The sequence below is a fragment of the Bacillus sp. L381 genome, assembly GCF_030284525.1.
In the GTDB taxonomy this organism is placed as follows: domain Bacteria; phylum Bacillota; class Bacilli; order Bacillales; family Bacillaceae; genus Bacillus; species Bacillus amyloliquefaciens.
On sequence record NZ_CP127224.1, the window covers coordinates 2,997,802 to 3,011,458 of the forward strand.

The window sequence follows — 13,657 nt, forward strand, 5'->3', positions numbered from 1 at the left end:
CTCCTTTTTCACATCTCATCTTGATATAGCCCCATCGCCCGGAGCATTGTGCGGAATTTCGCCGAAGTCTCGTCCAATTCATCCTGCGGCTTTGATCCGGCGACAATCCCGGCACCCGCAAAGAGCCGGAGAGACCTTGTTTCCGCCTCGGCGCAGCGGAGTGCGATAATCCACTCTCCGTCACCTTCAGCATCACACCAGCCTGCCATTCCCGTGTAGAAATTGCGGTCAAACGGCTCAATATCCTGAATCGCTTCTCTAGCCGCATCTGTCGGCGTTCCGCATACAGCAGGGGTCGGATGAAGAGCGATGGCAAGCTCAAGCGATGTCGTTGACGGATCAGCAAGTTCTCCCTTGACTTCGGTTGACAGGTGCCACATCGCCTCGGTTTTAATGAGTGACGGTTTTTCCGGCACATCAAGCACACGGCAGAACGGTTTAAGAGCGGCGGCAACGGCGGCAACGACTACGGCATGTTCATGCAGGTCTTTGGCTGATTGGAGCAGTTCCTCCGCTCTTCTCTGATCCTCGGCGGGATCTGTGCTGCGCGGTCTGGAACCAGCCAGCGGATTGGACAAAATTGATGTCCCGTTTTTCGACAGCAGCAGTTCAGGACTTGCGCCGAAAAGCGTTTTTCTTGTTTCTGACGTTCCCGTCACATCCGCAGCGAATGTATAGCCGCGCGGGTTGTGCTGTGCCAAATGCTTGACGGCTTGAGGGATGTCGATATCCTTTTCAGCGGTCAGATGTAGCGTTCTTGACAGCACAATCTTGCTGAGCGGTCCGTCCGTAATGTTTAAAACGCCTTGTTCCACACCGCTCATGAAGCCTTCAGGCTCCGGAACAGGCCGGATGTCATATGTATTGGTTTGCGGTTTTTCTGAGGAAGCTTCCGGAAACGAAAGCGGGCCTGCCGTATGGACATCCTTCGGTACAAAAAGCCGGGAAGCTTTTCTGCCGTCAAACGGAATGGCGCCAGCCGCAATCGGATGTTTGATGCCGGCCTGCTTTGCCTCAAGAAGCGTCTGCCGCACACGTTCAGGCAGCGATTCAAGCTGTTTCTCCTCATCCGCATCAGGCACTTTTGAAAAAATCCCTTCCGCAAGCATCGTACTTTTCGGGGAAGCTAGAAAGAACGCCCCGGGCTTGTAAGCGTCAAGCACCTCTTTTGCAGACACTTCCGTCAATAAATATTGATTTGTCATGTTTGTCCCTCCTTCTCGTAAATCAAACGCCTAAAGTAGCGCCGCCATCAACGCATAAATCATGCATCGTGATATGGTTTGCCTGTTCAGAGGCCAGAAACAAAACAGCATTTGCAATATCAGAAGGCTTTGCCAGCTTTTGAAGCGGAATTCCCGTTTTATATGTATCAAGCGAACCTCTGATGACGTCCCGTGCTCCGTTTTCATCCTGCCACATCGCCCGCTGCATCTCGGTTTCCGTTGAACCGGGAGATACGATGTTGCAGCGGATATGATAGGCCGCAAGCTCCAGTCCGAGGCATTTCGTAAACATGACGGCAGCCGCTTTTGACGCCGCATAAGCCGCCATGGAAGCGCGCGGAACGCCGGCCGCGTTTGAACCGACCGTAACGATGGCGCCCTTTTTCCGCTCCATCATGTACCGGCTGACGGCGCGTGATACATGAAACACGCCGGTCGTATTAACTGAAAATGTTTGAGCCCAATCTTCATCACTGAGGGAATGCACCGGACCCGGCCGCAGTACGCCCGCAACGTTCGCCAATATTTCAATAGGCCCCATGTCGCGTTCCACCGCGGCGATGATATCATTGACAGCCGCACTGTCTGATACATCTGCGGCAAAAGCCTGCGCCTGGACGCCTTTTTGCCGGAGCCTGTCAGTAAGACTGAGAAGCAGGCCTTCATTCGTATCTATAGCTGCCACATTTACGCCTTGTTCAGCAAGGGCAAGCGCTGTTGCTTCTCCGATGCCTTGAGCGGCGCCGGTGACAACTGCCGTTTTCCCTTTCATTCCCAATGCGGTCATATTATCATTCCCTTCCTCTATTGATAATGATTATCATTATCAATTATGGTTCAAGACAATCATATCCAAATCAAAACACTCAGTCAATTAGAAAATTAGAATCAGCCTTATTTAGTTCGAAGGGCCTGTTTTCTCAAGAAGGTGAATACGGGGTATGCGGCCCTTTCGGATTCAGGCAGAAACGCAGGGCTCTGCTGATTAAAACCGGCAGAACAGAGATATGGCCTTCCCCTTCAAACTCGCAGTATTCAGCGCGGACTCCGTCACCTTCAAACGCTGATAAAACAGAGTACAGCGCTTCTGCGTGCTGCGGAATCCTGCTTTTATGTGCCTTTTCAATTTCTCCAGCTGCCAGCAGTACGCTGACTTGTAGATTTTCCCTAGAGATCCGGCCTGACAAACGCTCCGCTTCTTCCTGAATAAAGCGCTTGTTCCAGTGGATTGACGGACTCCCGGCAACATAGGTCCGGAACATGTCCGGCCTCGTCAAAAGCACTTGCAGCACAAAAAGACCGCCCAGCGAATGGCCGAAAATCGTCTGCCTGTCTCTGTCGATCGGATAATCCCGCTCCACCGCGGGCTTTACTTCTTTTTCTATAAATGCCAGAAACGCTTCCGCTCCTCCCTGCTCGGGCCACGCCGCCCCGCGCGGATGCACCGGCAGTTCTGATTCAGAGAGCGGCATCGTAAAATCACTGTGGCGTTCGGCGGAAAACGGCTGATCAGTCGGATAGCCGATTCCCACAATCACCGCCGGGACAACGCCTGTTTTTTCAGGCCGGCGGCTTTGCATCCGTAAAGCTTCAGCCATTGTTCCGAACACGGAATTCGCATCGAGCAGGTATATGATGGGAAAGCCGGATGCAGGCGGTTCTTCCTGAGGGAAAGAGACAAAGAGACGATACGTACGGCCTCCTTTTGAACGCACTTCTCTTACTTCTGTGCCCGGCATCGCATATCGACCGGCTGGCGCGGAGCCCCGCTTTGTTTGATTTCCGTCCATTATGAGTTCATCCCCTCTATGACAATTGCTTTATCTATGCTCATTGATAATGATTTTCAATATCAAAAGACACCTCAAATAATAGGTTTTTTTCCAAACAAAGTCAATGGATTTTTGATATAAAAAAAGCACCTTATTTCAATAAGGTACCTAAGAACTATATGATGATATGTGCTTAATCCCACGTAAAGCGCTGATTCTTCCATGGGTCTCCCCTCATATGATAGCCGTTTTTCTCCCAAAAGCCGGGGTGGTTTTCCTTTGTGAACTGGATGCCGCGCAGCCATTTAGCGCTTTTCCAAAAATAAAGATGAGGAAAAACGCCTCTGAGCGGATAGCCGTGCACCGGCGTTAACGGCTCTCCATTATGCGCATATGCCAGCAGGGATGTCTCCCGCGTAAAATCAGAAAGCGGCAGATTGGCCGTCCAGCCCTCTTCAGCGTGCAAAATGACGAAACCCGCTTCTTCATGCACGCCCGCTTTCTCGGCGATATCTTTCGCGCGTATTCCCTGCCAGACGTTATCAAGCCGGGACCAGCCCGTAACGCAGTGAATATCATTTTTCAATTCGGCTTTCGGAAAGGCTTTGATATCTTCAAAGCTTAACAGCATAGGACGATCGACAAGCCCGTACACCTGCAGATTCCATTTTGACATATCTTCATAATAAGGAACATTACCGGCGTGAAGCACGGGAAACTTTGTTGTGACATTTTGGTTTGGCGGAATGCGATCCGACTGCCTTATTTGTTTCGTTTTTCCGAAAAACATATGGCTCCCTCCATTTAGTAAACCTATATAAAATTCGTGTTGACAATTAATTTTCCTTCGATTACGCTAATCTGGTACAAGTGTAAGGGGGAAAAACAAATGAAACAACGCAACCTTCGTGCGGGCGATATGGCGCTTATCGGCATGTTTGCCGCACTGATGGCCGTCGGCGCCAACATTACATCAATGGCTCCCTTTTTGCAAGTTGCGGGAATTCCGTTATCACTGCAGCCTTTCTTTTGTCTGTTAGCTGCGATGCTTCTCGGCGCAAGACGGGCGGCCATTGCGATGACGGTATACGCATTGGCCGGACTCGCGGGGGCTCCCATTTTCGCTCAATTCTCAGCAGGCTTTGCGCCGTTTATCGGAAAAAGCGGCGGATTTATTCTCGCCTACATCCCGGCGGCATTTGCAGCCGGATGGCTGCTGGAAAAAACAAAAGAACCCGGCCGCCTGCATTATGCATGGGCCTCTTTGGTCGGCACCGCCGTCATCTATATCATTGGCACGACCTATACGTATATTGCGCTGAAATTATGGCTTCATGCTCCGATCAGCTACGGAATGGCCTGGTTTTATATGCTTTGGTTTTTCATAAAAGATATCATTTTAGCACTGTTATTAGCCTCTATCGCGCCTGCGGTTTACAAGTCCGTTCATAAAGCGACGGGGTTCAATCGAAATCCTGCGTAAGTTTTTTTAGCACATACAAAAAAGGCTCCCCTTTCCGGGAGCCTTTTTTTACAGGACAAGTGCGGCAATCCAGCCGAATATCACAAGCGGAATGTTATAGAAAATAAATGTCGGTACGCACGTGTCCCATATGTGATGGTGCTGGCCGTCGGCACTGAGGCCTGACGTCGGTCCGAGCGTACTGTCACTTGCAGGAGAACCTGCATCACCGACCGCTGCGGCCGCTCCGATTACGGCGATCGTCGCCATCGGGCTGAATCCGAGCTGAGCGCACAGCGGAACAAATATCGTCGTAATGACGGGTACGGTTGCAAATGACGATCCGATTCCCATCGTGATTAACAAACCGACGACAAGCATCAGGAGCGCGCCCAACGATTGGCTGTTGCCGATCAATCCTGTTGATGCTTTGACCAAGGAAGCCACATCACCCGTTTTGTTCAATACATTTGAAAAACCGGCCGCAACGAGCATGACAAACCCGATAAAGGCCATCAGAATCATGCCGTCCGTGATCAGCTTATCCGCTTCATTGCGCTTCATGACTCCGCTGATAAACAGCGTAAATAAGCCGGCAAGCGCGCCCATGATCATGCCTTCCACTCCGAGCACCTGAGACAGATAGAGCTGAACGGCAAGCGATACGCCAATGGAGATCAGGGCGATGGCGATGCTTTTTTTCGTATAAGGAGAAGACGATAATCCCGCAATTTCCTTCGTCTCATATTTCTTCGGTTTCCGAAAGACGATGACAGCTAAAATTAAACCGACTGCCATCCCCGCCGTCGGAATGATTAAAGCGTACGGGATATCACTGAGCGGCACCTTTAAACCGGCTGACGCCATATTATCTCTCAGCATCCCCTGAAAAATCTGTCCGAACCCGACAGGCAGAACGATATACGGCGCAGTCAGCCCGAATGTCATCACACACGCAATCAGTCTGCGGTCCATTTCCAGTTCATTAAATATTTTTAAAAGCGGCGGAATCAATACCGGAATAAACGCAATGTGAACGGGCACCACGTTTTGCGAGAAACAGGATATGATTAAAATAATGAGTACGATTAACACTTTAGACAGTGCTTTTTTCCGCGAATCTTCCTTTTTTCCGATTAATTTGACAGACGCTTCGACCATCGCATCGGGAAGCCCCGTCTTTGTCAGTGCCGCGGCAAATGCTCCGAGCAGCGCGTAGCTGACCGCAACGGTGGCATTTCCGCCGAGACCGTCCGTAAAAGCCTTCACCGTCTCACCGAGGCCTAAGCCGCCGGTCAGTCCGCCGGCAAGCGCTCCGATCATTAAAGCTATAATTATATTGACACGCAGCAGGCTTAAGACGAGCATAAGCAGGACTGCGACAACAACAGCATTCATGTAATACGTCCCTCCAAAAATCCTTTAGTTTGCTAATGTAGTAGATAATTAAAGTTAACATACATTCCGCGCTTTAGTCAACTAAAGATTTTGGAAATCAAAAACCCGCTGCATCAAGGCAGCGGGCTGCTGTTATTTTTCAGGAGTAAACCGTTCAGTCAAAACAGCCAATGTCCTTGCCATGACGCCTGTTGCGCCGGCAGGTCCGAAGCATGTCGCTTTATTGGCTGTCGCGGTTCCCGCGATATCGAGATGAACCCACGGGGTGTTTTCCGCGAATTCACCAAGGAATGTCCCCGCCATAATCGCATGGCCTTCTCTTCCGGGAGAATTGTTCAAATCAGCCATCTGACTGTTTCTCACCCGTTTTTTATCCTTTTCTGTTATCGGAAGCTGCCAGATCGGTTCCCCGGATTCTTTCGCCGATTCTGCCACCTGTTCATAAAACACGGCGTTATTGGTCATGGCGCCCGTCATTTCGTTTCCTAAGGCGACAATGACACCGCCCGTTAATGTGGCGACGTCTACGAGGACAGAAGCTCCGTGCTGCTTGGCATATGTGATGCCGTCGGCAAGCACGAGGCGCCCTTCCGCGTCGGTGTTCAGGATTTCAATGGTTTTTCCGCTGAGCGAGACGATGACGTCATCCGGCTTCATGGCATCAGACGAAATCATGTTGTCCGTAGACGGAATGACGGCGAGCACGTTTTGTTCAGGCCGCAGTTCGCCGATAATTTCCATTGCTCCCAGTACGGAAGCGGCCCCGCCCATATCGCTTTTCATGCCGACGATGCCGGTTTTCGGCTTAATTGAATATCCGCCCGTATCAAAGGTAATTCCTTTGCCGACCAGGCCGATGACATCTTCCCACTGATCTTTGCCCTGATACTTCAGAACGATCATTTTCGGCGGTTCGGATGAGCCCTTGTTAACGGCAAGCAGCCCGCCCATGCCGAGCTCTTCCATTTCATCTTTTTCTAAAATTTCACACTCGAAATCATATTTTACCGCAAGTTCAGCGGCATATGAGGCCAGATCAGTGGCCGTCAGCATATTTCCCGGCATATTCACGAGCGTGCGGGCCGAATTCGTCCCTTGACCGTATGCCGCGCCGACATTCAGGCCCGCCTGCACTTCCCTCAGGTCTTCTTCCGTCACGGCGCAGACTGAAGTCAATTCCTGATCCGGCTCATTCGATTTATGTTTATAATCCTGCACTTCATAAACCGCAAGCAGACAGCTTTCTGAAAGCGCATGAGCGGCATCGGCGGCAGGCACTTCGCCGGAGACGAATGTATCAAGCAAAACGGATACTTCCTGTTTTTTATCTTGATGAATCTGCTGAAACACGCGTGCGAAGCATTCCTTCGTATCTTCAAACGAATAATCCGCTTCCCTTCCCAAGCCGATAAAATAAATACGTTTCATACCGGTTGCGGCCGGAGGGTATACTTTTGATACACGATTGCGTTTGGCAGACACATCACCGTCCTTTAACAGCTGCGTCAAATGTCCGTCCAGTTTATCATCCAATTCCTTCGTAAATCCGTTCAGCGTGCTTTTTTGAAAAAGACCGATGACAAGTGTTTCGGGATGCCGCAATTGATCAGATGCATAAAACATGAGTACACACTCCTTATGTGGGTATTTGTTATGTAAAGTGGTATAATGAAAAAACATTTTTCCATTGATTTTATTTTACCAAACTAAGGGCGTTTTCTGCAGTTTTTCGATACGATCGGACTCCGCAGATACAGAAAGGATGTCGCATATGGACGTACTTATGAATTTTCCTTTACTGGCGAGTTTTGCCGCCATTATTTTTGCCCAAGTTGTAAAAGTGCCTATTCAATTTATCGTATCCAAAAAACTTGACTGGACTCTTGTGACGAGCACCGGCGGCATGCCGAGTTCCCATTCGGCCGCCGTCACCGCGCTGTCAACCGGAGTCGCTTTGGAACAGGGACTGGACTCTCCCCTGTTTGCAGTCGCCGCGATTTTCGCCGTCATTACGATGTTTGACGCTACCGGTGTAAGGCGGCATGCGGGTGAGCAGGCGACAGTCATTAATAAACTGGTTATCGATTTTAATCGATTTGTCAGCGAAGCGAAGGACTTTCCGAAAGCGGAAGAGAAGGAAAAACAGAAGAAACTGAAAGAACTGCTCGGCCATCAGCCGATCGAAGTGTTCTTCGGCGGCGTTACCGGTATTGTGCTGACTCTGATATTGGATTATCTCTTTATGTAAAAAACGCTTCAGCGGATGCTGAAGCGTTTTTATTCTTTTACCGTTTTGTATTGGTTTCTGAACACTTGCAGCGACTTTGTTTCGTTCAGCTTTACAAGTTCGTCCTCGGTCACCGTGCCGTTCCCTTTTTTAATGATGTAGACTTCAAGTGTTTTTTTACCCCAGTTGTTATAGACGTCCTTTACGGTGTCAAAGTAGAGATCAAGGCGGCTGCCTTTAATTTTCGAACCGGTATCGGCGACAACCCCGTATCCGTAATTCGGTATAAACAGAATCGTCCCGATCGGGAAAACAGACGGATCGGCCGCCACAGTTGAATATAAATCACGTTTGACCTTCACGCCTGAATATGTAATTCCGTATTGCGGATGCCCCGGAGATTTTCCCGTAGATTCCGCTCCGGCGGTATAACCTGTGGCCGTCACCTTTTGGGACGGATAACGGTTCCAGTCAAAAGCTTCTTCCAGGGGTTTTACCTTGCCTGATGCCTTCTTTTCCGGCTGATTCTGTAATGACTGAAACGGAATGCCGATGTTTTTCAAAGCGGCGCCGCGATGTTCCGTCATCCAATTTGACAGATCCTTTGCTTCAACACCCGTTATGGAAAAGTATGTCGCATGGCATGCGCCTAAAAAGAGCACGATCATGAATACGCGTCTGATTATCGTCAATCTGAAATCACCTCTCCTCCGAGTCAGTGTTCCCAACTCGGTGAGACGCTATACAAACACAAAAAAAGCTTTCTCGAATAAGAAAGCGGCTTAAAACATTTGATATCCTCTTTTTCTGAGCGCCTTTATGGCAATGCCTGACATGACGGCTCCCGCCAGTCCGCCTGCCAAAATCACGACATCTGCGGCTGCTAATGACATGATGCGCTGAAACAGGCTTTGGAATGATTCCCCCGGTGCCTGCACGTAACTGATCATCTTTTTATTGCTGATAATGAAAAGGCATACAATCGGATAGATAACAGCCATAATCCAAGACATTCTCAGCAGCATGTTCAACAGAAAGCCAATGCCGAAAAACAGTACAAAAAATAGTACGATTGAGATCAGGACGACCGGTAAACTAATCACTAACATCCACCCCCTACAGCACTTTCAGTGTACCTCGGGGGCGGTAAAAAAGTCAACGTCTGGAAAAATCAGCGTCTCTCTTTGCCGCTTCCCTGGCAGGAGGGACATGTTTCGGAGCCGCCAAGAAGCAATTGAAAATACCCTTTACCTGAGCAGAACGGACATGCCGCAGTGCTTTTTGCTGTCGTTTTCATGCGGATCACCCTTTTTTCTTAATTTTCTGATAATATATCATATTTACTTGTCAAGCACCAAGTCAGAATATGTAACAAATCAACTCATGTAAGCGGAAACATTCATTTTTTTCTCTTACATGCTTTTCGCAGCGCTCTTTTTTGAGAGAAGAAAAAACCCGCGGCCGCGGGTTTTCAGAAGAATTTAAACTTCCCTTTTTTCAATGTCAGACCGAGTCCGCCGATCATAAATAACGAGCGGTTGTCAATTACCTTTTTCATAAAGGAAGCCGGCGTGCCTTTGAGCTTCCTGCCGTATACGACACCGACCGCGTTATGCTCACCGAGAGAGGCGACGGTTCCCTTAATGTCCGGCTTGAACTCTTCAAGCTGCCCTCCTTTAATCAAACGGCCCAGGTTTTTGGCGACTGTTTCTCCTTGCTGCATCGCGATCTGAGCAGTCGGCGGGTACGGCCGTTCCGTCTCTTCATTAATAAAGAGCGAGCTGTCGCCGAGAATAAAAACGTTATCGTGGCCGGGCGCCCGAAGATCAGGATTGACCTTGACACGGCCGCGCATATTTTCAAAACCCGCTTCCTCCACGATAGGATGTCCGCGCACGCCTGCGGCCCAGACTACGGTCTGCGATTTGATTTCTTCCGGCTCTTCATCTTTCTTGCCGACTGTGACACCGTCCGCGCGGCATTCTTGAACCGCGGTGCCGATTTTAAACTCAACGCCCTTGCTCTCAAGGTATTGAACGGCATAATCGACAAGCTCCGGATCAAATCCCGGCAAAACCGTCGGGGCGGCCTCGACGCAGACGATCCGGACGAGACTTTCATCTATATCATAATTTCTGCATAACTCCGGCTTGCGGTTCGCGAGTTCTCCGAGAAATTCAATTCCCGTAAATCCCGCTCCGCCGACGACGATGGTTAAACGGTCAGGGCGTTTTTCGGCCTCCGTATTGTATGTCGCAAATTGGAGTTCAATATGGTCTTTCAGCTGGCGCGACGTATTAATATTTGCGATCGGAAAGGCGAATTCTTTTAAACCTTTAATTCCGAATGTTTCAGGGACTGCGCCAAGCCCGATGACGAGATAATCATAAGGGATGTCCCCTTGTGAAAGCGTCACCTTTTTATTTTGAACATCTATCGCTTTTACGGTATCCTGCACAAATTTGACCCGTGATTCATTGATTACATCTTTTATTTGATATCTGCAGCGGTCATGGTGCAGCGTTCCTGCGCTCGCTTCATGCATCCATGTCGTCTCATAATGATAATTGTGTTTATTGACCAAAGTAATGTCGGCGTCATTTGTCCCGATATGCTTCGGAAGCCTTGTTACTGTCATTAATCCACCATAACCTGCACCTAAAACCACGATTTTGGGTTTATTCAATGCCATCACATCCACCTTCTTTTTTTTGCTGTTAGACGCATAATCAAATCAACATTTGTATTAGCTTCAGCTTATTGGCGGGATTTTATGAAATGAATTAGAAATTTTTTAGAAAACCGCACATGTCTGCATATCACCATACTATCCGGAAGAGTCGGAAAACATTCAGGAAAAAACAGAATGGAATTTGTCCCCATCTTAGCGGCGGCCGCAATTTTTTCAAGAATGAAGCGGCCTGGCGGTTTTCGGCACTCGTCATTCTTTCAATTTGTATGTTATAATTAATAACAATTTTCAATTAGGAGGCAATTTGGTATGCAAGAGGATTCAAAGGTTTATGATATTACGGTCATCGGCGGCGGCCCGGTCGGCCTGTTTACCGCTTTTTACGGGGGAATGAGACAGGCGAGCGTTAAAATCATCGAGAGCCTGCCTCAGCTTGGCGGCCAGCTCAGCGCGCTGTACCCTGAAAAATATATTTATGATGTAGCCGGATTCCCGAAAATCCGCGCCCAAGAACTTGTGGACAACTTAAAAGAGCAAATGGCAAAGTTCGAGCAGACCATCTGCTTAGAGCAGGCCGTCGAATCTGTTGAAAAACAGGCGGACGGTGTGTTTAAACTTGTCACAAATTCAGAAACGCACTATTCAAAAACGGTTATTATCACCGCAGGAAACGGCGCGTTTAAGCCTAGAAAGCTTGAGCTTGAATCAGCGGAACAATATGAAGGCAAAAATCTTCACTACTTCATTGACGACCTCAATCAATTCGCAGGCAGACGCGTTGCCGTTTTGGGCGGCGGCGATTCCGCGGTTGACTGGGCGCTCATGCTTGAGCCGATCGCGAAAGAAGTCAGCATCATCCACCGCCGCGATAAATTCCGCGCGCATGAACACAGTGTAGAAAACCTGCACAATTCTAAAGTCAACGTGCTGACACCGTTTGTTCCGACTGAACTTGTCGGTGAAGACCGGATCGAACAGATCGTTCTTGAAGAAGTGAAAGGCGACCGCAAAGAAATCATTGAGATTGATGACCTGATCGTAAACTACGGCTTTGTTTCTTCTCTCGGCCCGATTAAAAACTGGGGCCTTGAAATCGAGAAAAACTCCATCGTCGTCAAAAGCACGATGGAAACGAATATTGAAGGCTTCTTTGCCGCCGGAGATATCTGCACATATGAAGGCAAAGTCAAGCTGATCGCCAGCGGTTTCGGCGAAGCTCCGACAGCCGTGAACAACGCGAAGGCTTACATGGACCCGAAAGCGCGCGTCCAGCCTCTGCATTCTACAAGCATGTTTGAAAAATAATAAAAAAAAGAGTCTGTGTCATATCGGCACAGACTCTTTTTTATTTAAACATCCAAATATAATTCATGACAGTTCCGACAACAAGCGCAATGACAAGCGCTGAGACGACCCAAATCGTGCCTAAAATAATCCGGTCCTGAATTTTCTGGGCTTTTGGGCTCTGCCCGGGCTGTTTTTGTTCCACAACGGCCCCTCCCTTCCTCTGCAAAACTATCTATCGTGACAAGTGTTTTACAACAATCAATACTACTATGATAACCAAACTGCAATTGGATGACAAGCTGGCCGCATATGAGGCAGCATGAAATCATTTGACATTCCTGATAAAACAAAGTACATTATAAAAAGACGAACATTTTATTTTAATTATAATTTTATTATTCGCTTTTAGGGGTGTTATGTATGGAAAATGTATTTGATTACGAAGATATTCAGCTGATTCCTGCAAAATGCATTGTGAACAGCCGTTCAGAATGTGACACATCAGTTACGTTGGGCGGACACACATTTAAACTTCCGGTCGTGCCGGCCAACATGCAGACGGTTATAGATGAAAACATCGCAGCCTGGCTCGCGGAAAACGGGTATTTTTACATCATGCACCGCTTCGAGCCGGAAAAACGCCTGGCTTTTGTTCAGGATATGAAAGCGCGCGGACTGATTTCTTCCATCAGTGTCGGCGTGAAGGAAAATGATTATGAACTCATCCGGGAGCTGAAAGCACAGCAGCTTGTGCCGGATTATATCACCATCGATATCGCGCACGGTCATTCCAATGCCGTGATCAGCATGATCCAATTTATTAAAGAGCATGTTCCGGAAAGCTTTGTCATTGCAGGGAACGTCGGGACGCCTGAAGCCGTAAGGGAGCTGGAACGCGCCGGCGCTGACGCGACAAAGGTGGGAATCGGCCCCGGAAAAGTCTGCATCACAAAGATTAAAACAGGCTTCGGAACAGGCGGATGGCAATTAGCCGCGCTTCGCTGGTGCGCAAAAGCGGCAAGCAAACCGATCATTGCCGACGGCGGCATCCGCACGCACGGGGATATTGCGAAGTCCATCCGTTTCGGCGCGTCTATGGTCATGATCGGATCATTATTTGCCGGTCACGAGGAATCACCGGGACAAACGGTCGAAATCGGCGGAAAGCTTTATAAAGAATATTTCGGCTCCGCTTCCGAATTTCAAAAAGGCGAAAAGAAAAATGTAGAGGGTAAAAAAATGCACGTCGAGCACAAAGGGTCTCTGCAGGACACGCTGATTGAAATGGAGCAGGATCTGCAATCTTCCATTTCCTACGCCGGCGGCAATAAACTCGAAGCCATCCGCAATGTCGACTACGTGATCGTGAAAAACTCTATTTTCAACGGCGACAGATTTTAACACGCAGCAGAGCCGCTCAAAGATAAAAAAAAAGACATTCAATAAGAATGTCTTTTTTTATCTAAATTGGACGATTAATGAATATATCTTAAATGATGAAAAAAGAACTTACAAAATTTCTTCTTTGTTCAATTAACCTATCATGTTTCATCCTTTTCCACACAAAAAATCAATACATTTCGAAAATTATTT

15 protein-coding genes are annotated in these 13,657 nt (G+C 48.5%); 4 read left to right on the top strand and 11 right to left on the bottom strand.

The genetic code is table 11. The annotated features are described in order from the left end of the window. Nucleotides 1-8 precede the first annotated feature (8 nt). The 4 genes from dhbC to QRX25_RS15445 all read right to left on the bottom strand — a co-directional run bounded on the left by dhbC (nt 9) and on the right by QRX25_RS15445 (nt 3,788). The gene (dhbC, locus tag QRX25_RS15430) at nt 9-1,205 is read right to left on the bottom strand and encodes an isochorismate synthase DhbC (RefSeq protein WP_065982215.1); all 1,197 of its coding nucleotides are present in this window, start codon (nt 1,203-1,205) and stop codon (nt 9-11) included. Between the two features lie 22 nt (nt 1,206-1,227). Then, nucleotides 1,228-2,013, bottom strand: a complete 786-nt coding sequence (locus tag QRX25_RS15435; RefSeq protein WP_115997027.1) for a 2,3-dihydro-2,3-dihydroxybenzoate dehydrogenase — start codon at nt 2,011-2,013, stop codon at nt 1,228-1,230. 133 nt (nt 2,014-2,146) lie between these two features. Beyond that, nucleotides 2,147-3,016: an alpha/beta hydrolase gene (locus tag QRX25_RS15440; protein WP_212099119.1), complete on the bottom strand. Its 870-nt coding sequence runs from the start codon at nt 3,014-3,016 to the stop codon at nt 2,147-2,149. Between the two features lie 175 nt (nt 3,017-3,191). Next, nucleotides 3,192-3,788, bottom strand: a complete 597-nt coding sequence (locus QRX25_RS15445; RefSeq protein WP_212099123.1) for a sulfite oxidase-like oxidoreductase — start codon at nt 3,786-3,788, stop codon at nt 3,192-3,194. A gap of 99 nt (nt 3,789-3,887) precedes the next feature. Between QRX25_RS15445 and QRX25_RS15450 the strand changes: the two genes are divergently transcribed. Next, nucleotides 3,888-4,481, top strand: coding sequence for a biotin transporter BioY (locus QRX25_RS15450; RefSeq protein WP_212099126.1), 594 nt, complete (start codon nt 3,888-3,890; stop codon nt 4,479-4,481). 48 nt (nt 4,482-4,529) lie between these two features. Here the strand turns inward: QRX25_RS15450 and QRX25_RS15455 are convergent, their stop codons facing one another. Beyond that, nucleotides 4,530-5,858: a Na+/H+ antiporter NhaC family protein gene (locus tag QRX25_RS15455; RefSeq protein WP_013353427.1), complete on the bottom strand. Its 1,329-nt coding sequence runs from the start codon at nt 5,856-5,858 to the stop codon at nt 4,530-4,532. 132 nt (nt 5,859-5,990) lie between these two features. Beyond that, the gene (locus QRX25_RS15460; protein ID WP_212099129.1) at nt 5,991-7,481 is read right to left on the bottom strand and encodes a leucyl aminopeptidase; all 1,491 of its coding nucleotides are present in this window, start codon (nt 7,479-7,481) and stop codon (nt 5,991-5,993) included. 148 nt (nt 7,482-7,629) lie between these two features. Between QRX25_RS15460 and QRX25_RS15465 the strand changes: the two genes are divergently transcribed. Next, the gene (locus QRX25_RS15465; protein ID WP_065982221.1) at nt 7,630-8,106 is read left to right on the top strand and encodes a divergent PAP2 family protein; all 477 of its coding nucleotides are present in this window, start codon (nt 7,630-7,632) and stop codon (nt 8,104-8,106) included. Nucleotides 8,107-8,135: 29 nt separating this feature from the next. Here QRX25_RS15465 and spsC read toward each other — a convergent pair whose 3' ends face one another. The 4 genes from spsC to QRX25_RS15485 form a co-directional block, all read right to left on the bottom strand. Continuing rightward, nucleotides 8,136-8,777 carry a stationary phase survival protein SpsC gene (gene spsC / locus QRX25_RS15470; RefSeq protein ID WP_013353430.1) on the bottom strand — a complete coding sequence of 214 codons (642 nt, stop codon included), beginning with the start codon at nt 8,775-8,777 and terminating at the stop codon, nt 8,136-8,138. Between the two features lie 90 nt (nt 8,778-8,867). Then, a complete protein-coding gene (locus tag QRX25_RS15475) occupies nt 8,868-9,188 on the bottom strand; it encodes a YuiB family protein (RefSeq protein WP_014470918.1) in 321 nt (106 codons plus the stop codon). A gap of 68 nt (nt 9,189-9,256) precedes the next feature. Continuing rightward, nucleotides 9,257-9,382 carry a YuiA family protein gene (locus QRX25_RS15480; protein ID WP_007408708.1) on the bottom strand — a complete coding sequence of 42 codons (126 nt, stop codon included), beginning with the start codon at nt 9,380-9,382 and terminating at the stop codon, nt 9,257-9,259. 174 nt (nt 9,383-9,556) lie between these two features. Beyond that, nucleotides 9,557-10,777 (bottom strand): NAD(P)/FAD-dependent oxidoreductase, encoded by a 1,221-nt coding sequence (locus QRX25_RS15485; RefSeq protein WP_013353433.1) that lies wholly within the window; start codon nt 10,775-10,777, stop codon nt 9,557-9,559. A 309-nt stretch (nt 10,778-11,086) separates the two neighbouring features. Here QRX25_RS15485 and yumC point away from each other — a divergent pair, with 309 nt between their 5' ends. Next, entirely contained in the window at nt 11,087-12,082 is a 996-nt protein-coding gene (gene yumC, locus QRX25_RS15490) for a ferredoxin--NADP reductase 2 (protein ID WP_013353434.1), read from the top strand. Nucleotides 12,083-12,122: 40 nt separating this feature from the next. Here yumC and QRX25_RS15495 read toward each other — a convergent pair whose 3' ends face one another. Further along, nucleotides 12,123-12,266 (bottom strand): hypothetical protein, encoded by a 144-nt coding sequence (locus QRX25_RS15495; RefSeq protein ID WP_212099132.1) that lies wholly within the window; start codon nt 12,264-12,266, stop codon nt 12,123-12,125. 218 nt (nt 12,267-12,484) lie between these two features. On the opposite strand from QRX25_RS15495, the gene guaC reads away from it, so the two are divergent. Further along, the gene (gene guaC, locus QRX25_RS15500; protein WP_065982223.1) at nt 12,485-13,465 is read left to right on the top strand and encodes a GMP reductase; all 981 of its coding nucleotides are present in this window, start codon (nt 12,485-12,487) and stop codon (nt 13,463-13,465) included. The last annotated feature ends 192 nt before the right edge of the window (nt 13,466-13,657 follow it).